Genomic DNA, 18,631 nt, shown 5'->3' on the forward strand with positions numbered 1-18,631 from the left:
CCGGTTTCGGCGGTCTCGAAATTACGGACACCGGCATCAAGCAGCTGGAGACCCCTCTGCCGCGCGCCTGGCGCAGCCTCACGATTACAGGCGTGGGCCCCGGGCGGGAAACCTTCCGCAACAACCGGTAGCAGACCAGAGGTACGGACCTTCGGTCTTGCGCTTCAAAAACAAAAGGCGACCCTTGGGTCGCCTTTTGTTTTTGCTGACAGGTGTTGGGGGCACGGAGCGCTGCCGCGAAGAACCGGCAAAGCAGCCCGGCCCGGTGCCATGCGGGGGCAGGGAGCGGGAGCGGGCACAGAAGCCGTCATCCTTCACCCAAAAAAAAGCCTGCTGATGACCGGTGGCGGGTTTCAGGAGAATAGTGCGAGGCTTTTCATGAATTCGGCGTTTTTGCGCACGGCATCGGTGGGGGTGGTGCCTTCGTATTCTTCCTGCTCTACGAAGAAGTACTGCATGCCCTGCGCTTTGGCGGCGGGCAGGAGCTGCGCGAAATCGACGGTGCCGGTGCCGAGCACGGTGGAGGCACGGAGTACATCGGGGGCTACATCGGCGCGGTCTTTGATGTGGCAGAGGGTGAAGCGGCCGGGGTATTTGTTGAGCCAGTACATGGGGTCGGCGCCGGCGGTTACGACCCAGTAGATGTCGATTTCGAAGGAGACGAGATCGGGGTCGGTTTCCTGTATGAGCAGATCCTGCGGGAGCACGCCATCGAAGGGCTGGTCGAAGGTGTACTCGTGGTTGTGGTAGGCGAAGCGAATGCCTTCGCGCCGGCAGATTTCGCCGCGCTCGTTGAAGATTTCGGCGTAGCGTTTGTAGTCGTCGAGGCTTTCCTGTCGGCCGATCCACGGGCTTACGACGTAGCTCATGCCGATTTCAGCGGCCTGTGCGGCCTTGCGCTCAAAATCTTCCATGATGTTGCAATGGCCGGCTACGAGCTGCATGCCGAGGCTTTGGATGTACTGCTGCATTTCGGTATGGCTCATGCCCCAGAACATGCCCTGCGGACCTTCGAAGGTTTCGATCTGCCGGTAGCCGAGTTCGGAGAGCATGCGGAGCACGCCGCGCGGGTCGGCAGGGAAGGCTTCGCGGAGGGTCCAGAGCTGTATGCCGAAGGGCAGGGTTTGGGGTTCGGTGCCGGCCGTGCCGCTGCTCTCGCTGTCGGGGCGGGAGCAGGCGAGCTGCGGGGCAACCATGAGGCCGGCCCCGAGCAGGGCGGCGTTTTTGAGGAAGGCGCGGCGGGTGGAAAGGTTCATGACGGGAGGATGGGTTGAGGTGAAGGAGGGGGGCTTACCAGAATGCGATTACGGATGCGGCGGTGAGCAGCAGCACGATTACGGAGTGCAGGCGGTAGTCTTTCCAGAGCGGCATCGGCTCGGAGGGGCGGGCATCGGCGGGTTTCCAGGTGATATCGGCAAATTCGCCGGCTTTAGGCGCGTCGCTGAGGATGCTCACCAGGTAGAATACGCCAAAGCTGATGATGGTGAGCATGCCGGCTGTGATGGTGAAGTGCAGCTGGAACAGGCCCATGGCAGAGAGCACGAACAGCAGGGCAGACAGGCCGTGACCCGTAACCAGGGTAATGAAAGCGGCGTTGCGGCTGCCGCGCTCCCAGAGGATGCCCATAAAGAAGATGGCCACAACCGGCGGCACGATGTACGAGAAGGCCTGCTGAATATAGGAGAAGATGCCTTCAAAATTGGCGATGTTGGGCGCCCAAAGCACGGCTACGACCATGAGTACGAGGGTGGTGATGCGGCCGATGCGGGCGGTCTGCTCGTTGGTGATGTTGGGATTTTTGGGCTTCACAAAATCCATGGTGATGAGGGTGGAAGCCGAGTTGAGCGTGGAGTCGATGCTGGAAAGGATGGCGGAGATGAGCCCCGCAAGCACCAGCCCGGTAATCCCGATCGGGAGTACGTTGGCTACCATGGTGGGGAAAACCATGTCGGGGTCGTCGAGGTTCGGGAACACGCTGAAGGCCATTACGCCGGGCAGCACCATAATGAAAAGCGCGGTGAGCTTGAGCGTGCCGCCGAGCATGGCACCCCAGCGCGCGTTCTTGATGTCTTTGGCGCCCAGTACACGTTGCACGATGTACTGATTGGTGGCCCAGTAGTAGAAGCCGAGCACGGGCACACCGATGAGGGTGCCCAGCCAGGGCAGGGCGGGATCATCGAGCGGGCGGATTTTGGAAAGTTTTTCGGGCTCGATGCCTGCGGTGACCGAAGCCCAGCTGAAGTCGAATTTTTCGAACATCAGGTAGGTGAGCACGGTGGCCCCGAAAAGGAGGATTACGGCCTGAAGCACATCGGTGTACACTACGGCTTTGAGGCCGCCTGCCGCGGTGTACAGGCCGGCAAACACGCCAAGCGCGAGGATGGTCTGCCAGATGGGGATATCGGGGAAGAAGACGTTCACTACAATGGCACCTGCGTACAGGCCGCCGGCGGTATCAACTACGATGCTGAGAAAAATGGTGATGACGGAAAAATACTTTCGAGAGCGGACATCAAAACGGCGTTCCAGAAATTCCGGGATGGTGGTGATGCGTGATTTGATGTAGTAGGGGATGAAGAAAACGGCCATTATCACGAGTACGACCGCGGCCATCCATTCGTAGTTGGCAACCGAGATGCCGGTCATGTAGGCCTGCCCCGAAAGCCCGATGAGGGTAGTGCTGGAGATGTTGGAGGCAAACAGCGAGAAACCGATGGCGAGCCAGCCCAGGCTGCGGCCGGCAAGAAAGAGGTCGTCGCCCGTTTCGGTTTTGCGGGATACAACTACCCCGATAATCACAATAATGACAAAATACCCGACAATAATCATCTTGTCGAGATTACTCAGCGTAATTTCGGTCATAAACAGACGGTTTCGTAGCAGTTAGTATGGGCAGCAAAAGCGGGCCGTTTGTAAAAGGCCCACATGGAAAAGGTGCCGGTCAGCTGAAAATATCTGAAATGGAAACAGAAAAAAGCGCTTGCAGAATGTGCTTCCGGCGATGGGAGAAACTAAACAATTTGACCTTATTATAAAACTGCAACAATTGGAACATCTGGATTTTACGGATTGCCGGGCTTAAACCGGTCTGAGATTAATGAGCAGCCGCTTAAGCAAACAAGCTGAAAAGAAGCAATAAATCTAATTTGTGTATTTGAATTTAGTTGAGGTTGACCAAAATTTTTGTCAAATTGTTTGTACAAGACTGATTCCCATTCTTATCAATAAGGAGCAAGCTATGAAAAACCCAAAGATTCTCGTACCCATTGATTTTTCTGATCTTAGTAAAAAAGCACTTCATATCGCAAATGAAGTAGCCGCAGCCATGGATGGCCGGGTAACCCCGTTTCATTCTTACATTCCGATAACCGATCTTGACGGTTTTCACTATATGAGTTCGGGCGCAGCAACCCAAAAGAACCTGACAGACATAGAAGACAGCTTGCGGAACCGGCTTGATGATGTGGCCACTGATATAGTTGATGAAAAGTATCTTGAAAAAGGGATGATTGGTATAGGCAACCCGGCACATGCCATTGTGGAGATGAGTTCTGAGCATGACCTCATCATTATGAGCACACACGGCAGAACCGGATTCAAGCGGTTCCTGCTGGGTTCAGTTGCTGAGAAAGTGCTTCGTATGGCTGATAAGCCGGTGATGATTGTGGAAGACAACACCACCTTTACTCCGGTTAAGCGGATTTTGGTTACGACCGACTTTTCCGAAAATGCCAAGGCGGCATTCCCCGCCGCACGTGCTTTCGCAGAAGCAACCGGCGCTGATATCGAGCTTTTCCATGCCATCCTGTATGATAACTTTGACTCGCTTGCAAAAGCCGAATCGACCTATGAAACCCGCAAAGAGAACATCAACCTGATTGCTGACAAGTTCTTTAAGGGCATACCCGGCAAGGTGTACACAACGGTTATCACAACAAACCGCTCGGCACACGAAGCCGTACTGAAGCACACGCAGGAGAATTATTACAGCCTGATTGTGATGTCAACCATCGGCCGCACCGGTCTCGATTACCTGATGCTCGGCAGCACGACTTCGAACGTAGCGCGTATGGTTAAATGTGCTGTGCTCAGCGTGAACCCTACCAAACACGCCGAAATGAAGCGCGAAACCTTCGAAAAAGAGTACAGCTGACCGGAGGAAAAGTTTTTTCAGCGGCTTCCCTGTTTGAACGTAAGAAAAAAGGCCGGAATCCTGGCGGGTTCCGGCCTTTGCTCGTTTTTTAAACAGAGGAAGCTGAGCTTTCTGAACAGCTTGGGCAGCTATGACTGATTTGATTTTTCGGAATCAGAACCGGTAAGAAATGCCGATTACGGCATGGAAGCGGTCCACAGATGTGCGGATGGTTTCAGCGGCAAAGCGGCCATCGTCGGCCTGATAGTCGTAAAACTCGTACACGATCTGATCGTCGTTAAAAAACATGTACTGCAGGCCGGCATCGAGGCGCAGCCCCTGGTTAACGCCAATGGAAATTCCGGCACTCAGCAGCTGACGCGCATTGCCCGACTGACGGCTCACGGCCGGTAAATAGGCGTAGCCGATGGTAGGTACAACAGCTTCGGTGAGGTTCAGGCTTGCACCAAAGCGCAGGTTGAACACATCCCGGAAGTCTTCACTCATGAGTTCATTTTCCTGAACTTCAAAACCGAGGTCGTCGAAATCGCGGAACTGAATGCGGCTGTTGGAAACGCGCTCTGCCGCAAAAGAGATGTTAACGGGCAGGCCGGTTGTTGCGAAGCCTGCTGTGAGGCGGGCGGGAAGCTTCACCTTGTAAGAGGTTTCCCCGCGAAGCTGTGCATTCTCTGCGCTGCCGTTTTCATACTCGGTTTGGATGAAAACGGAGTAGCTTTCATCGATATTGAGGGTGGTGGGCAGGCTGTAGCTCAAGCCGAACTGAAGGTTGGGGATGGCCCGGTATATCATTCCGAAACGGGCAGAAAACCCGATAATATCAGCATTTATCCGCTCCTGCAAAATTACCCCTGCCGGTGCCGGTATGGTGAAGGGCTCACCGTCGATAATGGTATCGATAGCTCCATAAAGACCTTCGTTATCTCTTTCAAGGAAGTTGCGGCGGTAGGTGTATGAACCAACGGGAATGCCAAGAGATGCACCAACAAACAGGTTTTGGACAAATTCAGTGGCGATAGCCGCGGAGAATTCTCCGAGCTGACCGCTTTCACGAACCGTTGCGGCTTGGTTGATGCCGCGAAAGGGGGCACTAAAATCATCCCGGAAAATCGGGAACTGACCAAAATCGTCCTCCTCAATGGCGAAGGCATTGAAGGCGGTGTTGAAGTAGAAGCTGTTGTCGAAAAACATATCCGTGATTGAGCTTCTCGGGTTGAAGGCGCTCAGCCGGTATGCCCGGTTGAAGTCAGCCAGCTGACTGTAGCCGAAACCGACCACAAGGCTGCCCTGCACAGTTGGCACCGCGTACACAAAGCCGGCATTGGTGAATGAGGTTTGGGCGTCATCGTAATTGGAGCGCCGGTTCAGATAAACCGCGCTTTCGCTTACGTCGCGCATGCCGATACCAAGGTGAAACTCAGAGTGCTGTGCCAGGCCCAGGGTTGCCGGGTTCAGGATGCTTGCCCCGAAACCGGTGTAGGTTGCGGCCGTGGCTCCGCCCGAAAACAGGGTTGCTGCATCTCCGGCCGGCAGCTGTGTGGAAAAGCGCAGGGCATCAAATCTGTTCTGCGCATCAGCCTGTTTCGGAAATACTGAAAATCCAATTAACAAAAGCGGCAGAATAAGCTGAAAAAGTTTTTTTTCCATGATGTATAGATTTCAATCGTGAGAATAGGGAAAAGGGGATTTTTTTAATAACAGGTATAAACGTGCTATTTGTGGGTTAAGGTGTGAAGGTAATTCAGTAGCTGAGGTGTTTAGATAAAAACTCATCAGCGAAAAAAAAGCAGCTTCTGTACCTGAACAGAAAGCTGCTTTTTAGTTTCGAAGGATGTTTACCCGGCAGTTTTCAGGCCTGATTAGCTCAGGCTAAAAGTTGCGCCGTTGTACATCAGCGGTGAGCTGAGCATAGATACCGGGCTGTCAGAGTTATCGTTGCGGTTCCGGGTGCGTGTTCCGCTGCTGTTACTTCCTGATGAGGAGCGCTGTGGCGTTGCCTGTGTTCCGGAACTGCCGCCGCCCCTGCTACGGCCGGCCTCACCCTGACTGCTGCTGCCACTGTTGCGGTTTCCGGTTGAAGGCGTGTTGTTGTTTCCTCTTGTACGTGGTGGCGTTGCCTGCGTTGAAGAAGGTGCGGGCCTGCGAATTACGGAAGGTGTGGCGGATCCGCCCCGTGTGCGCCGGTCAATGCTGGTCGGCTGAGTGCCGCCCCCGCGGGAGCGTACAGATACAGGGTGTGCGTCAGGGCCGAAATCGTTGCCGCGAATTCTGGTGCGGGTATCACCAGCCAGGCCGCTGCTTCCGGTTCGGTTGCTGCGGATGTTGTTCACATTGCCCCGGTGTACACCGGAGGCGCGCGGACCTCTCACGATATCTGTATTTCCAGACCCGATATTCCAGTTGTTGTACACGATTATGTAGCGACTTCCAAACCACCAGGGGTTATTGAAATGAGCCCAATGACGGTATCTCATGTGGGGAGGGAATGCATAAACACCGTAATAGCTGAAAAAGAAGGGATCATACAGCATAGCATGATGCCAGTAGGGATCGTAGAAATAGCCGGAGCCGAAACCGTAGCCAATAAAAGGAGTTCCCCAATGAAAGCCGATTGAGGCGTGATGCCGGTTCCAGTTATAACTGCGAAACTGCAGGTCGGCATCGAAAACACCGTTATAATAGCCAAGGGCATAAGCGTTTTCTTCCTCACGTGAATAAAAGGAGCTGTACGCATCTGAAGTGTACGGACTCAGGGCTTGCCCGGCAGAGTTCCAGCCACGGGGCCTCTCAATGGTTTCAAGCTGGGTGTAACAGCCCGAAAGAAAAAGTACCGCTGCAAGGGAGCCAATTAAAAATGTCGTTTTCATGATATTACCTCGTTGAGTTGTGCAGCCTTAAACTGAGTGAATCAGTTTTTGTTCCGTATATCCCGTTAACGTCAGTATTCGGATTATGATGTGCCAACGGTAAGACTCATTTTTATTCTGTTTTCAAACTAATTGTTTTCGCATGTAATAGCAAAAAGACACACAGGTACAATAAACAAAAAAGGGATTCGGAAAGGTCCGAATCCCAAAATTTTTATCTAATACTTACGATTGAAACAAAGTGACTCAGCCTAACCGAGGTAAGCGCGCAGCGCCATGCTTCTGTTGTGATGGCGTAACTTCCTGAGGGCCTTCTCTTTAATCTGGCGCACACGTTCACGGGTAAGATCGAAACGCTCTCCGATTTCCTCAAGGGTGAGGGAGTGCTCACGGCCAATGCCGAAATACAGGCGGATAACCTCAGCTTCGCGGGTGCTCAGCTTGGATAATGCCCGCTCGATTTCAACTTTGAGCGACTCGCTCATCAGCTCAAGATCGGGGTTTGGTGTTTCCTCGTTTTCAAGAACGTCGAGAAGCCTGTTGTCTTCACCCTGCGCAAATGGCGCGTCAACGGAAAGGTGACGTCCGGAAATTTTGAGCGTATCGGCAACTTCAGATACAGTCATATCCAAAGATTCGGAAAGCTCTGCCGCTGACGGAAGCCGCTCGTACTCCTGCTCCAGTTTGGAGAGCTCTTTACCAATTTTGTTGAGTGCGCCAACCCGGTTCAGCGGCAGGCGTACGATACGGCTCTGCTCGGCAAGCGCCTGCAGAATGGACTGGCGAATCCACCATACGGCGTAAGAAATAAACTTGAAACCGCGGGTTTCATCAAAACGCTTGGCTGCTTTTATCAGCCCAAGATTTCCTTCATTGATCAGATCGCCCAGGGATAGCCCCTGATTTTGATACTGCTTGGCTACAGACACAACGAAACGCAGGTTGGCCTGCGTTAATTTTTCGAGGGCTTCCTGATCGCCCGCCTGAATGCGTTTCGCAAGCTCAACTTCTTCATCAGGTGTAATGAGACTTACCTTTCCGATTTCCTGTAAATAGCGGTCCAATGATTGCGATTCACGCGTTGATATACCGCTTGGTGCCGGGTTTTTGGGATCTTTTTTCTTTTTCTTTGACACTTAGATATCCGCTTTAAGTTGATTCGAGTTGTGCTTTAGCGATTAACTGATGAATATAAGGCCTTTCAGGGGGCTGAACAAACCTGCTGTGCATTACCTGAAAAGTTGCTTTTACAATTAGTACTGCCATTCATGCATAGAATTTAATTTTAAACGCGGATTGCTGCGTTTACTTGCTGCGCCTGCAATGGCTGTTTTCTTTGGTGAAGCATTCATCAGACAATACGATGCTTTATTTGCCGGAGTACACTGTTTAGTGTGTTTCTTCCGGTTTCTTTTTTTCTGCAAGAAATGAACGGCCTGTGAAAAGGTTTTCAAGGCCGGCCCAATGCATCACTGAAGCGGCAACATCACTGAAGGTCGCCCTTGTGCCCAGTGATTGCCCTTCCAATCCTTTTCCGTAAACGAGCAGTGGCACAAATTCCCGTGCATGATCGGTGCTCACTGTAGTAGGGTCGTTTCCGTGATCGGCAGTTATTACCAGCACGTCGTCATCCTTCAGGTTCGAAAAAAGGGCAGGTATGGCCCGGTCAAACTCTTCGAGCGATCCGGCAAAACCCGCAGGATCGTTGCGGTGGCCAAACAGCTGATCGGTATCGATGAGGTTCACAAATACGAAGCTGTTTTCCGCTGCATGCATCAGGGAAAGCAGCTGAGAGATGCCTTCGGCGTTGCTGTGTGTTTTGCGGTACTGTGTGAAACCGACCCCGCCGAAAAGGTCGATTATTTTGCCGATGGAGTAGGTTTTGATGCCCGCTCCCTGCAGTTCCGACATAATGTTGGGCTCCGGTGCAACCAGCGAGAAATCCTGCCGGTGATCGGTCAGCCGAAAGAACTTACCGGGCTCGCCGGCGAAGGGCCGTGCAATAACCCGCCCGACAGCGTGCTCACCGGTCATGAGTTCTTCGCGTGCAAAACGGCACCAGGCATACAGTTTTTCAAGCGGCACAATATCGGTGTGGGTTGCTACCTGGAAAACGCTGTCGGCGGAGGTATAAACAATGGGCTTGCCGGTTTTTAGGTGCTCTTCCCCGAAATTCCGGATAACATCGGTGCCGGAAAACGGCTTGTTGGCCAGAATACCCGATGTTCCGGTATGCTCAGCAAATGTCTGCGCTATTTCAGCCGGGAAACCTTCGGGATAAGTCGGGAAGGCTTCGGGCATGCGGATACCCGCGATTTCCCAGTGCCCGGTCGTTGAGTCTTTGCCGGCTGAGACCTCCCTCATCTTACCAAAACCACATAGAGAATTCAAAACCGGCGGCACAGTATCAAGGGGGATGATGTTGCCAAGCCCGAGGCGGGTGAAGTTCGGCAGTTCGGGTTTCATGCTGTTAACTACGTGCCCAAGGGTGTTGCTGCCAACATCTCCGTACTGAGCGGCATCTTCCTGATGCCCGCAGCCTACACCATCGAGTATAATCAAATAGAAATTGCTCATTTTAAGTCCCCTGCTGATTTTAGGATGGTTCTGTTCTCTTTTATTGCAGCATTTAGGGCCTTTCGAACAGCCTGAATGCAGTTATATACGTCTGTTTCGCCGGCGGGGATGCAGTATTTTGTAGCAATAAAATCAATATCCGAAGGGTAAACCCTGCCCGCCAGGCCCTGTTCGCGGCTGTGCTGCGCAAAGCGGAGCAGCCACTTATCTGCCTGTTTTTCCTCAGCACGGAGGTAAACCAGGCAGATGCTGTCGGAATGAAAGGCTACCAGCCCGCTCAGTCCGGAACGGGCCGGACCCAGATCAAGGATCATCTGACGCTGAATTTCGTTGGTTTTGCGCAGCGCGTTTCGGGTGCGAAGGATGTGATAGTCAGCCGGGGTAACCATCACCAGCCAGGGTTTTGCCCCCTCCGTTTCGGGCTTTCGGTTTTCGAATTCCTGTTCGAGCACGTGCTCCAGCAGTTCCAGGTTATAGGCACCATGCGGGGTTCCGAGCAGCGGTTCTTCGGGTTTGCCCGTGTGCCCGAAACGCGGCTGCCCCAGCTGCAGGCTCACAACGCGGCACATACTGATGTACATGTGCCGCTGCGATTCCGTGAAACGCAGCGGGTCTTCATCCCAAACCAGCAGCAATCCCTGCCGGAAATCAAGCACATCCATCGGGATGGCGAGCGAGGCCCCGGTTGCGGGCGTTTCCGCCGGATGAAAGCGTTTGGGGTTCCCATTAAAATGAAGCGTAAACCGAGGCTCACCCGATTCAAGGGCCAGCCAGGCTTGTGAGTGTTCAGTCAGTTCCAGACCGGCAGGCAGTTCGTGTATCATGGCGCCGGCGCGAAACACAAGTTGCCAACCGCTTCCGTTTTTGAGTGCAAGCACAGCCCCGCCTTTTTTGGTTAGTGCGGCGGCTTCAACAACAAGCCTTCGCAGCAGCTGACAGCTGTTCATGCGGCCAAGCAGGTTTTGGGATGTTTTTTCCTGCCTTGCCCAGCGCTCTTCCTGCTCCAGCATAAAGCTGAGGTCCAGAAAGGTTTGCAGGATGTTTTCCACCGAGTCGTGATAGGCGGTCACCGTTTCCTCTGCAAGTTCCCCTTCCGCAACAGCCCTGGTGAATTCTGCAACAGAGAGGGCTACGGTTTCCCCGTTATTCACAAATGGAATGAGCAGGAGTGTTTTAACCAGCTGATCCTGCTCGCTGATGTGATGGAGGAGCTTAAGCTGCCGGTTTTCATTTCCGGTGTCAATCAGGGCCGGGTGGTCCAGATCGAGCCAGGGGGTGAGAAAGTGCTCTTTGAAGGTGATGCGGTCCTGAAATACGACCTCCTGCAGGTCGGAGTCTGCGCACTCGAGCACCAGCTGCTCCCGGTTGCGGTTTATCCAGTACATGTAGCTGGTTTGGGCGCCAACCGATGCCCGAAGCAGCCTGAGCAGGTTTCGGGCCGCATCCTTGAAGCGCCGTTTTGCCTGTTTCTCAAGCGTTTTATCCCGGTGGATGTCGTTTGCAGTTGCCAAATCAGATGGTGAGCTGTTGCTCATTTTTTTATTAGATCGTGTTTTCTTTTCGGGTGATGTGCTTCCATACCTTCGCCGACTGCGGGGCTTGGGCAGTTTCTGCCTGTTACCCCGGCTGTGCCGGTTTTGCTACGCCTGAGCCGAAACTTCGGCTGCCAGAGCCTCCGCTTCGTCGATAAGCTTGCCGATGAGCGCCACGCCGGCCTGCCAGAAGGCTTTGTCGTTGATGTCAACCCCCATGCGCGCAGTGAGCACCTCCGGCGATTCTGAACCGCCGGCACTGAGCAGCTCCATGTAGCGGTCAGCAAAGCCCTGCGGTGTGCTGCGGTACTGCTCATACAGCGAAAGCACGAGTAATTCGCCAAAGGCGTAGGCATACACGTAACCCGGCGAGTGCAGGAAGTGCGGAATATAACACCACCAAAGCCCGTAATCGTCACTGAGTTTTACAGACTCCCCGTAGAGTGCGGTTTGTGTTTCCATCCACAGTTCGCTGAACTGCTGCGTGGTAAGTTCGCCTTTTTCGCGGCGGGTAGTGTGGATGGCATTTTCGAAGCGGTTCATTGAGATCTGCCGGAAAACTGTTGCGATGCTGTCGTCAATCTTGCCGCACAGCAAGGCAAGCTTTTCTTTGGGATCGCTGAGCGTTGCCATGAGGTCGCGGAAAACCAGCATCTCCCCGAAAACCGAAGCCGTTTCAGCGGTAGTAAGCGGGGTGCCTGACTGCAGCGGACCGCGCTCGCGCGAAAGGTACTGATGCACGCCGTGCCCAAGCTCATGCGCCAGGGTTTGTACATCGCGCACGCGGCCGTCGTAGTTCATAAATACGTAGGGGTGCACGGAGTCAGCCGTCGAGGCCGAGTAGGCCCCGCCCCGTTTCCCCGGCCTGATGGCGGCATCAATCCAGTTTTTCTCAAAAAAATGCCCGGCAATTTCGCCCATTTTCGGATGGAAGCCGCCGTAGGCCTCAAGCACCATCTTGCGGGCTTCCTGCCAGGTAACGACGGTTTCATTTTGTGCGAGCGGTGCGTAGCGGTCGTAATCGTGCATCTGATCCAGGCCAAGCAGCTTCGCTTTCATCCGGTAGTAACGCTGCACCAGCGGGTAGGCATCGGTTACGGCCTCAACCAGCGATTCCACGGTTTCGTCTTTGATCTCGTTGGAAAGGTTTCGGGAGGTCACCCAGCTCGGGTAGCAGCGCAGCTTATCGTTGGTGCTTTTGTCGGCCAGCAGGGTGTTGAACACAAAGGTGAGCGGCCGGCTCAGCTCCTTGAAGCCCGCCGTGAGGGAGGCCGCGGCCTTGCGACGGGTTTCGCGGTCGGGCGCGTGCATCTTGCTGAGCACCTGCTGCTCGGGCACCTTCTCCCCGTCGAGATCGAAGCGTGCTGCACCGAGGGTTTCATCGAAAAACCGCACCCACGCACGGGCACCGGTCACGGATTTTGCCGAGAGCACCTTTTCTTCGGCCTCGGTAAGCATGTGCGGCTTGTACTTGCGGGAGCTTTCGAGATAGTGCCGGTAAAAGGCGAGCTCAGGGGCATCAATCAGGCTTTGGGCGTGGGCATCATCGAGCGCAAGCCATTCCAGGTCGAAGAAAACGAGCTTCTGCCTGAGTTCAGAGCCCAGCTCGCTCGTTTGCTGAAGCAGTTTGCCCAGAGCGGCATCTTCGGTGTTGGTGCTCCAGTTCAGGTAGGCGTAGGAGCCGATTTTGCTGCTGAGGTCGTTCAGCTTTTCGTAGCCCGCGAGGGCTTCTTTGAGTTCTTCCGCACTAAGGGCTGCGATGCGGCCTTTCCAGCGGGCGGCAAATGCGTCGGCTTCTTCGCCTATGCGCTTCATGTCGCTGGTTAAATTATCGTCGTCGGGAGCCGTGTATAAATCGGACAGGTCCCACCTGATGGTTTCAGCTCCGTGCTGTGTACTCATAAAAAATCGGGTTGATTAGAACAGTTAACGTAAAAAAGGAGATGGTTCCGGACTTGAAGCCTTAATAAATAAAGATCAGTGATCATTCAGAAATGAAGCAAATCGTCAGCCTCTGTTCAGACTATCGGGCGTTTCAGGCATCCGGAATGTATCGGTATCTATTCCTCTAAAGAAAACAAAAATATCACAAATCAAACAGCAGTATCTGTTTTTAAAGCTGTCGTATTTAAGCGGCAGATTAAGTATTTTGCAAGTTAAGCAGTGTTAAAAGCGCTTTCTTGAAGCAGTCGTCCTTCCAAAGGATGTATGCTAAAATGAACGTCCGCAGATGAAAGTTAACGGACGCAGCAATAAGCTGCTTAAAATGCTACAAAACCAATGAATTAGCGTGCTGATTTTCGATTGTTTCCCGGCTGCATCATTTTAAAGGGGGAAAGTTTTTTTGCAGGTATCCTCTTTGTTGCCGAACTGAAATTCAGGCCGCGTTAAATTCAGGCTTTACTATTATTTAAGTCCTATTTACTCACCCAACTCACTACTGCCTTGAAGTCACTTGAAGAATTATTTGGCCCGAATGCAGCCCTTGTCGAAGAATTATTAAAACAATATCAGGAAGATCCGGATTCGGTTCCTGAATACTGGCGCAATTATTTTGACGAATATCTCAGCAAGCTCGGCGACGGTTCTGTTGTGGCCGCTCAGCCTGCTGCACAGGCGAAGGCCGCAACCAACGGTTCAGCGGTTGCACAGCCGCCTGCCCCCAAAGCCCCTGAAGCCAAGGCTGCCCCGGCTGCCAAAGCTGCGAAGAAACCCGCTGAAAAATCTGATGATGTGCGGATCGAGCCTTTGCGCGGTGCTTCAGCGAAAATCGCGGAGAATATGGATGAAAGTCTCGAACTTCCTACCGCTACCTCGCTGCGCGTAATTCCGGTTAAAATGCTGTTTGAAGACCGGAACATCATCAACAAACACCTCACCGAGCGCGGCGAGCCGAAGGCGACCTTCACCCATTTTATCGGCTGGGCGGTTATCCGTGCGCTGAAGGAGGTGCCTTCCATGAACGCCTACTACGATACCGACGAAAAAGGGCGCCCCGTGAAGGTGTACCCCAATGATGTGAACCTCGGCATCGCGATCGACCTGCCCGGCAAGGGCGGCTCCCGCAATCTGGTGGTTGCCAACATCAAGAAAGTTGACAAGATGACTTTCCGGGAGTTCCTGCACGCCTATTACGAGCTGATCGCCCGTGCCCGTAACGGTCAGCTGGATGTGCCCGATTTTCAGGGAACAACCATCAGCATCACCAATCCCGGTACCATAGGCACAGTTTCCTCGCTGCCCCGCCTGATGAAAGGGCAGGGCACCATCGTGGCCACCGGCGCTATGGATTACCCCGCTGAGTTTCAGTCGATGTCCGAAGAGCTGCTGAATCATCTTGGTATCAGCAAGGTGATGACCATGACGAGCACCTACGATCACCGCATCATTCAGGGCGCGGAGAGCGGCATGTTCCTGTCCAAAATTCATACGCTGCTTACCGGCAACGGCGATTTTTACGACTCCATTTTCGCTGATCTGGATATTCCTTACGATCCGATTCCGTTTGGACGCGATAATTACTCCGGACTCATTGGCGGCAATGCCGACAATCTTGCCGCTACCAAAAAGGCTGTTTCGGTACTCAATCTCATCAATATGTACCGCACGCACGGGCATGTGTTGGCCAACATCAATCCGCTGAAGCACGGCCCCGGCCATCATCCCGAGCTGGATTACGAGTATCATGGCCTCACCATGTGGGATATGGACCGCGAGTTTTACTGCGGCGGTCTCGGCGGCCTCGAAAAGGCACCGCTTCGCGATATCGTGAGCCTGCTGCGCGATACCTATTGCGGCAAAATCGGCGCCGAGTACACGCATATTCTGAACCTGAGTGAGCGCAACTGGCTCACCGACAGCATGGAAAGCACGCTGAACGTGCCGGATCTCGATAAAGAAGACCGCCGCCTCATCCTCAAGAAACTCAATCAGGCATCTGCGTTTGAGGAGTTCCTCCACAAGAAATACATCGGCCATAAGCGCTTCTCGCTGGAAGGAGCTGAGTCGGTAATCCCGACCATCAACCACATGCTTGAGCGGGCCGGCGGTTACGGTGTTGAGGAAGTCGTTTTCGGGATGGCACACCGCGGCCGTCTGAACGTGCTCGTGAACATTATGGGCAAATCTTATAAGCAGATTTTTTCTGAGTTCGAAGGAAATATCGATCCCGACAGCGCGCAGGGCTCCGGTGATGTGAAATATCACCTCGGTACCCGCAGTATTTTCAAAACAGCTGACGGCAAAGAAATCAAGCTTGAGCTGATGCCCAACCCCTCGCACCTCGAATCGGTGAATCCGGTTGTGGAAGGAGCGGTGCGCGCCAAGCAGGACCTCATCAGCGAGAACAATGAGGACAGCGGCAGCAAGGTTATCCCGCTGCTCATCCACGGGGATGCCGCCTTCGCCGGACAGGGCGTTGTGGCCGAAACCCTCACCATGTCGCAGCTGAAGGGCTACAAGACCGGCGGTACCATCCATCTGATTATCAACAATCAGATCGGGTTCACAACCCTGCCGCAAGACGGCCGCTCAACACGCTACGCCTCCGATCTGGCCAAGATGATTCTGGCCCCGATTTTCCACGTAAATGGCGACGACCCCGAAGCCTGTGTTCATGCCATGAACCTCGCCCTCGACTACCGTCAGCGTTTCGGAAAGGATGTGGTGATCGACCTCATTTGCTACCGCAAGCACGGCCACAATGAGGGCGACGAGCCCGCATTCACACAGCCGGGCCTGTACCGCGAAATTAAGGATCACCCGCAGGTACGCGAAATTTACACGCAGGAGCTGCTTCGCAAAAAAGAACTCTCGCAGGAGGAAGTTGACGAAATCTTCAAAGAGTTCGACGAAATTCTCGAGCAGGCTTTCAATGATGCCAAATCGCTGCCAAGCTATCAGATCGGCGAGAAAGACACCTTGCGGAAGTACAGCAGCCAAAGTGAACGCAATAAGGTAACCAATACCTCAATTGATTCGCAGAAGCTGATTGATATTGCATACAAAATCAATACGGTTCCGTCTGATTTTGATGCCAACCCCAAACTGCTGCGCATTCTTGCCAAACGCAGTGAAATTGTGGAGAAAAACCAGAAGAAAATCGATTGGGGCTACGGCGAAGCGCTGGCTTTCGGCAGTTTGCTGGTGCAGGGCGTGCCGATTCGCCTTGCCGGTCAGGATTCTGAGCGCGGTACTTTTTCCCACCGGCACGCCGTGCTGCACGGTACCGAAACGAGTCAGAAGTTCACGCCGCTTAACCATCTTGATGAGGGGCAGGCGAAGTTTCAGGTGTACAACAGCCTGCTGAGTGAGTTCGCGGCCCTTGGCTATGAATTCGGCTACAGCGCATCGCGGCCGGAATCGCTGGTGCTTTGGGAAGCTCAGTTCGGCGATTTCGTGAACGGCGCGCAAATCATCATCGATCAGTACCTGTCGTCGTCTGAAACCAAATGGCGGCAGACCTCAAGCCTGATGATGCTCCTGCCGCATGGCTATGAAGGTCAGGGCCCGGAGCACTCCTCGGCTCGTATTGAGCGCTTCCTGCAGCTTTGCGCGGAAGACAACATGCGCATCTGCAACTGTACGACCCCGGCGCAGCTGTTCCACCTGATTCGCCGTCAGGCCCTTTCGCCCAACAAGAAGCCAACCATTCTGTTCACACCGAAGAGCCTGCTGCGGCACCCGCTGGCAGTTTCCAGCACCGAGGAGCTGGCAAACGGCCGCTTCAACTACGTTTTAGGTGATGCTGAGGTGAATGCTTCTGATGTGCGCAAAATCGTGTTCTGTTCCGGCAAGGTGTACTACGACCTGTACAACAAGCGCAAGGAAACGGAAGCCAAAGATATCGCGCTCGTGCGCATCGAGCAGTACTACCCGTTCCCGGATGCAGACGTGCGCGCGGAGATCAGTCAGTACCCGAACCTCAGGGAAATTGTGTGGTGTCAGGAAGAGCCGCGCAACATGGGCGCATGGACCTACATCCGCTCCCGCTTTGAGTACGACCTGAAAGATGACTACCAAATCAAATACGCGGGCCGTTTCCCGTCGGCTTCCCCGGCTGCCGGAACCATGAAACTGCACACCGCCGAGCAGGAAAAACTTGTGGCCGAAGCCCTGAAGTAATTCAGGTTTCGAAAAACATCACCCTATAAACAAAGCCCCGTTGCCAAGAGCGACGGGGCTTTGTTGTTTTTTTGGAAGGGTGATGGAGCCGGGATTTTATGCAATTTGGAAGTTCGATTTCCAAATTACATAAAAGTGAAGCGTGCTGTCATTCGGCGTCTTCCGTTTCCTCAGTAAATATGGCCGGAAGTGCAGAACCGGTGAGATGTGTGAAGCCTGTTATCCGGATGTCCAGCTGCTCGTACTGCTCGTCACCGCCGTAGATAAGATGCAGACGGGATTCGGGCTGTATTTTTTGAAATTTAGCAAGGCCTTTGAAATAATCTTTTGTGATGGTTTTGCCGCTCTTGATTTCGCAGGCGTGCAGACTGCCGTTGCGCTCAAAAAGCAGGTCAATTTCGTTTTGATTCGAATCCCGCCAAAAATAAAGGTCAGGCTTTTCGCCGGCATTCGACAGGAATTTCCGGAACTCAAGAAGCACGAGGTTTTCAAACAAGGCGCCCCGCATAAAGTGGAGCTCGGCATCAGCCTGCCTGCGAAGCCCGAGCAGACTGCAGAGCAGGCCCGTATCACAGAAGTACAGTTTTGGTGATTTTATTACCCGCTTGTTGAAATTTTTGAAGTAAGGCGGCAGCCGGAAAACGATAAATGAAGCTTCGAGCAGTCTGATCCACGCTTCGGCAGTGTGGTTGCTGATGCCGGCATCGGCAGCGAGGCTGTTCACGTTCAGGAGCTGCCCCGCACGGCCTGCAAGCAGCATCAGAAATTTCCGAAACTGATTCAGGTTGGCAACATTCTGAAGCTTACGCACATCCCGCTCAATGTAGGTTTGAATGTAGGCCGGATAGAAGTCGGCAGGATGAATGTCCTGATCGAAAATGCGGGGGTAACCGCCGTAAAAAATAAGGCGCTCCCAGTTTTGTGGCTTTTCTCCCTGATGAAGCTCCCGGGCTGAAAACGGCATCAGGTAAAGCAGTGCGACCCGCCCGGCAAGAGATTGGGAGATTTGCTCCATCATCAGAAAATGCTGCGATCCGGTGAGCACATACTCCCCGTTGATCCCGCGTTCATCCGTGAAAACCTGCAAGTACGAGAACAAGTCCGGCACGTTTTGAATCTCGTCCAGAATGACGCCCTTTTGGTAGCGTTCAAGAAATCCGCGGGGGTCAGAAGCGGCAAATGCTCTTGTTTCGGGGAGTTCAAGATTAACGTAGGCATAAGCCGGAAACAGTGCCCGGAGGAGCGTGGTTTTCCCCGATTGCCGCGGACCAAGCACGGCAAGCATCGGAAACTTTTTAATTAGGCCGGAAATTTTTCGAGTGAGGTCTCTTGCGATCATTTTTATGCAATTTGGAAGTTCAATTTCCAAATTACATAAAAAA

General features: G+C 53.5%; 11 protein-coding genes. 2 read left to right on the plus strand and 9 right to left on the minus strand.

The features are described from left to right. Positions 1 to 353 precede the first annotated feature (353 nt). Positions 354 to 1,256 carry a sugar phosphate isomerase/epimerase gene (locus LAT75_RS05535; protein ID WP_291481637.1) on the minus strand — a complete coding sequence of 301 codons (903 nt, stop codon included), beginning with the start codon at positions 1,254 to 1,256 and terminating at the stop codon, positions 354 to 356. Positions 1,257 to 1,290: 34 nt separating this feature from the next. Then, positions 1,291 to 2,862: a sodium:solute symporter gene (locus tag LAT75_RS05540; protein ID WP_291481638.1), complete on the minus strand. Its 1,572-nt coding sequence runs from the start codon at positions 2,860 to 2,862 to the stop codon at positions 1,291 to 1,293. A gap of 376 nt (positions 2,863 to 3,238) precedes the next feature. Between LAT75_RS05540 and LAT75_RS05545 the strand changes: the two genes are divergently transcribed. Continuing rightward, complete coding sequence (locus tag LAT75_RS05545) at positions 3,239 to 4,153, plus strand: universal stress protein (protein ID WP_291481639.1); 915 nt, start codon at positions 3,239 to 3,241, stop codon at positions 4,151 to 4,153. 153 nt (positions 4,154 to 4,306) lie between these two features. On the opposite strand, the gene LAT75_RS05550 is transcribed toward LAT75_RS05545, so the two are convergent. From LAT75_RS05550 to LAT75_RS05575, 6 genes are all read right to left on the minus strand, one after another. Beyond that, the gene (locus LAT75_RS05550) at positions 4,307 to 5,797 is read right to left on the minus strand and encodes an outer membrane protein transport protein (protein ID WP_291481640.1); all 1,491 of its coding nucleotides are present in this window, start codon (positions 5,795 to 5,797) and stop codon (positions 4,307 to 4,309) included. Positions 5,798 to 6,009: 212 nt separating this feature from the next. Next, positions 6,010 to 7,017 (minus strand): hypothetical protein, encoded by a 1,008-nt coding sequence (locus LAT75_RS05555; RefSeq protein ID WP_291481641.1) that lies wholly within the window; start codon positions 7,015 to 7,017, stop codon positions 6,010 to 6,012. Positions 7,018 to 7,268: 251 nt separating this feature from the next. Beyond that, a complete protein-coding gene (locus tag LAT75_RS05560; RefSeq protein ID WP_291481642.1) occupies positions 7,269 to 8,153 on the minus strand; it encodes an RNA polymerase sigma factor RpoD/SigA in 885 nt (294 codons plus the stop codon). A gap of 253 nt (positions 8,154 to 8,406) precedes the next feature. Then, positions 8,407 to 9,594 (minus strand): phosphopentomutase, encoded by a 1,188-nt coding sequence (locus tag LAT75_RS05565; protein ID WP_291481643.1) that lies wholly within the window; start codon positions 9,592 to 9,594, stop codon positions 8,407 to 8,409. Continuing rightward, positions 9,591 to 11,129 carry a hypothetical protein gene (locus tag LAT75_RS05570; RefSeq protein WP_291481644.1) on the minus strand — a complete coding sequence of 513 codons (1,539 nt, stop codon included), beginning with the start codon at positions 11,127 to 11,129 and terminating at the stop codon, positions 9,591 to 9,593. Before LAT75_RS05570 ends, LAT75_RS05565 begins: the two co-directional genes overlap by 4 nt. Positions 11,130 to 11,234: 105 nt before the next feature. Further along, complete coding sequence (locus LAT75_RS05575; protein WP_291481645.1) at positions 11,235 to 13,028, minus strand: M3 family oligoendopeptidase; 1,794 nt, start codon at positions 13,026 to 13,028, stop codon at positions 11,235 to 11,237. A gap of 543 nt (positions 13,029 to 13,571) precedes the next feature. Between LAT75_RS05575 and LAT75_RS05580 the strand changes: the two genes are divergently transcribed. Continuing rightward, a complete protein-coding gene (locus LAT75_RS05580) occupies positions 13,572 to 17,249 on the plus strand; it encodes a multifunctional oxoglutarate decarboxylase/oxoglutarate dehydrogenase thiamine pyrophosphate-binding subunit/dihydrolipoyllysine-residue succinyltransferase subunit (protein ID WP_291481646.1) in 3,678 nt (1,225 codons plus the stop codon). Between the two features lie 148 nt (positions 17,250 to 17,397). Here LAT75_RS05580 and LAT75_RS05585 read toward each other — a convergent pair whose 3' ends face one another. After that, complete coding sequence (locus tag LAT75_RS05585) at positions 17,398 to 18,588, minus strand: ATP-binding protein (RefSeq protein ID WP_291481647.1); 1,191 nt, start codon at positions 18,586 to 18,588, stop codon at positions 17,398 to 17,400. Positions 18,589 to 18,631 lie beyond the last annotated feature (43 nt).

This window comes from Cyclonatronum sp., assembly GCF_022565315.1.
Taxonomy (GTDB): Bacteria; Bacteroidota; Rhodothermia; order Balneolales; family Cyclonatronaceae; genus Cyclonatronum.